Genomic DNA, 4,539 nt, shown 5'->3' on the forward strand with positions numbered 1-4,539 from the left:
GTGCCGACCATTGCGTCGCGCGGCACGCTCGCGCAGCAGGAGCGCTGGCTGCCCGGCCTCGTCACGTACGAGAAGGTCGGCGCGTGGGCGATCACCGAGCCGGACTCGGGCTCGGATGCGTTCGGGGGCATGAAGTCCTATGTGAGGCGTGCCGCCGACGGGACGGGCGACTACGTCCTCAACGGTCAGAAGACGTTCATCACCAACGGGCCGGACGCCGACGTCACCGTCGTCTACGCGAAGCTCGCAGAAGACACGGTGGGTGACGTCGATCCGCGCGACCGCAAGGTGCTCACCTTCGTGCTGGACAAGGGCATGGATGGGTTCGTTCAGTCGAAGCCATTGCGCAAGATGGGTATTCACAGCTCGCGAACCGGCGAGTTGTTCTTCAACGACGTACGTCTGGGCCGGGACCGCCTCCTGGGCGAGACCGAGGACAACGAGAAGGGCGACGGCCGCGACAGCGCGCGGTCGAACTTCTCCGCCGAGCGCATCGGCGTTGCCGCCATGGCCCTCGGGGTGATCGAGGAATGCCTGCGCCTCTGCGTCGACTATGCCAAGTCGCGCACGCTGTGGGGCCAGGAGATCGGTCAGTTCCAGCTCATCCAGCTCAAGCTGGCGAGCATGGAGGTGGCGCGGATGAACGTGCGCAACATGCTCTTTCGCGTCATCGAGGCGGCCCAGGCGGGTACCTCGATCTCGCTACCCGAGGCCTCGGCGATGAAATGGTACTGCTCGCAGGCGGCCACCGACGTGGCGATGGAGGCCATCCAGATCTTCGGTGGCAACGGTTACATGACCGAGTACCGGGTGGAACAGCTCGCCCGCGACGCAAAGTCGCTGATGATCTACGCTGGCAGCAACGAAGTGCAGATCACCCACGTGGCGCGGGGGCTGCTCAGCGACTGAGGTCGAGCTACCGATCCTGCAGAATGAACTCGGCGGCCCGAGCGGCCATGGCCATCACGGGTCCATTCAGATTGCCCGCCAACATGATCGGCATCGCGGAGCAGTCCACCACCCGTAGTCCGCCCACTCCCCTGACCCTGAGCCGGTCGTCCACGACGTCGTCGACGCCCGGCCCCATCGCGCAACTGCCAATGGCGTGATAGCCCGTGTAACCGCCGTCGAGGGCAGAGTCGACCAGTTCGTCATCGCTCTGGACGTCCGGACCGGGGAACATCTCGTGGTCGATCCGGTCGGCGATCGGCGACTGTGCGAAGAGCTCTCGCGTCCTACGGATCAAGTTGGCGGTCGTGGTGCGGTCGTATTCGCTGCTGAGGTAGTTCGGTTCGAGCCGAAGCGGGGCGTTGGGATCGGCCGAGGTGATCGTCACGTTCCCCTCCGACGTCGGACGCAACGCAAAGCCGAGACACGACACCCCGGGCTGGCGCTCGATGGAGATCGGGGCGCCCGCCTGATAGGCGGGAATCGTGAAGGGTCCGAGGAGTAGTTGTCCATCGACGCGTTCGACGTCGGGGTTCGTCTTCAGGAACGCGAGCACCTCGAACGTCGGCGTCGCCAGCATGCCCCTTCTGGTGCCGAGGTACCGTGCTGCGGCGGACGCCTGACCCAGGCTGCTTGCCAGCCGACGGTTGTAGCCCAGGTCCGCGTTCAACCTGAGCCGGAGTGCGAAGCAGCGGTGCTCCCGCATCCGCTGGCCCACGTGTTCGCGGTCGAGGACGACGGGGATGCCTGCCCTTTCGAGGATGGCGCGTGGGCCAATGCCGGAGAGCTGCAGCAATTTCGGGCTGCCCATGCTGCCGAGGGCGCTCACGATCTCGCAGCCCGCCCGGAACTCGGCCGTTGCGCCGTCTGCCGTGCCGACCTCGATGCCGACGGCACGATCGTTCTCGACGATGAGCCGGCGGACGGTGGTGTTGGTGAGGACGTCGAGGTTGCCGCGCCGTCTGACGGGCTTCAGGAAGGCATCGGCAGCACTGACCCGGCGGCCGTTCCTGATCGTCGCGGTGGCATATCCGATGCGTGCCTCATCGGATTCGTTGATGTCCTCGACGTGGCGGAGCCCCACGCCCGTTCCCGCACCGATGATCTCGCCGCACAGGGCATCCGGGCCACGCCCCACCGAGACGTGCAGGGGCCCACCGACACCCCGGGTCGGCGACGGCCCGAACTCGTTGTCCTCGAAACTCTTGAAGATCGGCAGGATGTCGTTCCAGCCCCAGCCCTTGTTGCCCAGCCGCTCCAGCTGGTCGTAGTCGCCCCGGTTGCCGCGGTTGTAGACCATGCCGTTGATGGAACTCGACCCGCCAAGTACCTTGCCGCGCGTCCAGAATTCGGTTCTCTGGTTGGGTCCGAACGGCGTCGTGGCGTAGCGCCACGCGTACTTCTCGTTCTCCATGAGCAGCCCCGAGCCCTTGGGTACGTGGAACAGCGGATGGCGGTCGGCGCCGCCTGCCTCGACCAGGAGCACCGTCGTGCGGGGGTCGGCCGACAGGCGGTTGGCGAGCACACACCCCGCTGACCCCGCTCCCGCGATGATGTAGTCGTATCGGGTCACGCGGCGCATCCTCGGCTCGAGGAGAGCATTACAAATGCTGCTCCGATTGTATCGCCGAAGAGTACCGCCGGTCGGGGTGCCGCGTAGCGGAATCGAGAGGCTGGACGCGCTAGTGACTGCGCAGGGCGCGGGCGCTCTGATAGAGGCAGATCGCAGCTGCCGCAGCGATGTTGAGACTCTCGGCGCTGCCAGGCATCGGGATGCGCACCCGGGCGTCCGCGAGCGCGGCCACGTCGGTTGCCAGCCCGTGGGCCTCCGCGCCGAACAACCACGCCGTGGGTGTGGAGAGTTCGGCATCGTCGAGGGACAGCTCGCCGTCCAGCGTCGTCGCGAGCACCCGCAGACCCGCGGATTGCAGGGCCGCCACCAGCGCGGGAGTGTCTGGGGCGGAAAGGACGGGCAGGGCGAAGATGCTTCCCGCAGAGGCGCGCAGGCACTTTCCGTTGAACGGGTCGACACCGTCCCCCGCGAGCACCACCGCGTCGGCCCCCATGGCGTCGGCGATCCGGATCAACGTGCCTGCATTGCCCGGCTCGGACGTCTCGACCGCCACCAGCAGAAGCCGCGGCGAGGCGTCGAGCACGTCGGTCAGGCTGGCCTCGGGCGTGGTGCACACCGCGACCAGGCCGACGGGAGTCACCGTGTCCGACAACGCCTTCGCTGCCTTGTCGGTGACGACGTTGACCGGCGCCGAGCTCAGCAGGTGATGGAACCGCTCGAGTGCGACTTCGGTCGCGAAGACGTCGGCGACGAGACCACGCGCAAGCGCGGCCTCCACCAGGTTGGGGCCTTCGGCCAGAAAGAGGCCCGAACGTTTACGGCCCACGTGCCGCAGCAGCTTGGCTGCCGCGACCACGCGGGCCGAACGTTCGGTGAGCGGCTGGACGCTCAGGCGGCCTCGCCGGCCGGGGCGTTGACGTCCTCTGGCAGAGCGGCCTTGGCGACCTCGACGAGCGCAGTGAACGCGGCCGGGTCGCTGATGGCGATCTCGGAGAGGTTCTTGCGGTCGACCTCGACACCAGCCAGCTTGAGGCCCTGGATCAGGCGGTTGTAGGTGATGCCGTTGGCGCGGCCCGCAGCGTTGATCCGGGAGATCCACAGCTTGCGGAAATCACCCTTGCGGGCCTTGCGGTCCCGGTAGGCGTAGGTCAGCGAATGCAGCTGCTGTTCCTTGGCTTTGCGGTAGAGCCGCGAGCGCTGGCCGCGGTAGCCCTTGGAGGCCTTGAGGACGGTACGCCGCTTCTTCTGGGCGTTGAGTGCGCGCTTCACGCGTGCCATGGGGTGTTCCTAAATCTCGTTGGGTCAAGTCGGGCCTGGGAAGGCGTGTCGGTTCAGCCGTTCAGCATCTTGTTCACGCGGCTGGCGTCGTTCGCCGCCACGACGGTGCGGCCGTCGAGACGACGGGTGCGCTTGGTCGCCTTGTGCTCCAGCAGATGCCGGCGGCCGGCCTTCTGGCGCACGATCTTTCCGGTGCCGGTCTTCCGGAAGCGCTTCGACGCGCCGCTGTGGGTCTTTGCCTTGGGCATTGAGTCCTCGGTTCTAGTGATGAATCAGTTCGTGGATGGAGCTGGTGGTGCTTCGCTTGGCGGCGCCGCCACGGGTGCGGCGGGGGCAGGGGCGGCCCGCTGCGCTTGTGGCGCAGCAGCGTCGTGCGCCGCTCTGGCCTTGGTCTTCGCTCCGCGGTGGGGTGCCAGCACCATCGTCATGTTGCGACCGTCCTGCTTGGCGGACGTCTCGACGAAGCCGTAATCGGCGACGTCGGCGCCCAGCCGCTGCAGGAGGCGGTAGCCCAACTCGGGACGCGACTGCTCGCGCCCGCGGAACATGATGGTCACCTTGACCTTCGACCCCGCCTCGAGGAAGCGGACGACGTGACCCTTCTTGGTCTCGTAGTCGTGGTCGTCGATCTTGGGTCGAAGCTTCTGTTCCTTGACGACGGTCTGCTGCTGGTTCTTGCGAGACTCGCGCTCCTTGAGTGCCGTCTCGTACTTGAACTTGCCGTAGTCCATGATCTTGCA

General features: G+C 66.8%; 6 protein-coding genes. 1 reads left to right on the forward strand and 5 read right to left on the reverse strand.

Annotated elements, in window-relative coordinates; translation table 11 throughout:
* On the forward strand, window positions 1–909 hold a 909-nt coding region (locus ACRDUX_RS15525), incomplete at its 5' end, for an acyl-CoA dehydrogenase family protein (protein WP_526414911.1).
* A gap of 7 nt (window positions 910–916) precedes the next feature.
* Here the strand turns inward: ACRDUX_RS15525 and ACRDUX_RS15530 are convergent.
* The 5 genes from ACRDUX_RS15530 to infC form a co-directional block, all read right to left on the reverse strand.
* Entirely contained in the window at window positions 917–2,521 is a 1,605-nt protein-coding gene (locus tag ACRDUX_RS15530; RefSeq protein ID WP_526414912.1) for a GMC family oxidoreductase, read from the reverse strand.
* A gap of 109 nt (window positions 2,522–2,630) precedes the next feature.
* On the reverse strand, window positions 2,631–3,377 hold the full coding sequence (locus tag ACRDUX_RS15535; protein ID WP_526414913.1) for a TrmH family RNA methyltransferase: 747 nt from the start codon (window positions 3,375–3,377) through the stop codon (window positions 2,631–2,633).
* Between the two features lie 32 nt (window positions 3,378–3,409).
* A complete protein-coding gene (rplT, locus tag ACRDUX_RS15540) occupies window positions 3,410–3,799 on the reverse strand; it encodes a 50S ribosomal protein L20 (RefSeq protein ID WP_526379371.1) in 390 nt (129 codons plus the stop codon).
* A 53-nt stretch (window positions 3,800–3,852) separates the two neighbouring features.
* A complete protein-coding gene (rpmI, locus tag ACRDUX_RS15545) occupies window positions 3,853–4,047 on the reverse strand; it encodes a 50S ribosomal protein L35 (RefSeq protein WP_140694803.1) in 195 nt (64 codons plus the stop codon).
* 24 nt (window positions 4,048–4,071) lie between these two features.
* The coding region (gene infC, locus ACRDUX_RS15550; protein ID WP_526414914.1) for a translation initiation factor IF-3 at window positions 4,072–4,539 on the reverse strand (468 nt) is incomplete at its 5' end.

The sequence above is a fragment of the Mycobacterium sp. genome (assembly GCF_050701675.1).
Lineage (GTDB): Bacteria > Actinomycetota > Actinomycetes > Mycobacteriales > Mycobacteriaceae > Mycobacterium.

What these genes read in the sequence shown, in the direction of transcription:
- rplT (WP_526379371.1), bottom strand. Translation starts at nt 3,799, where the DNA reads ATGGCACGCGTGAAGCGCGCACTCAACGCCCAGAAGAAGCGGCGTACC.
- rpmI (WP_140694803.1), bottom strand. Translation starts at nt 4,047, where the DNA reads ATGCCCAAGGCAAAGACCCACAGCGGCGCGTCGAAGCGCTTCCGGAAG.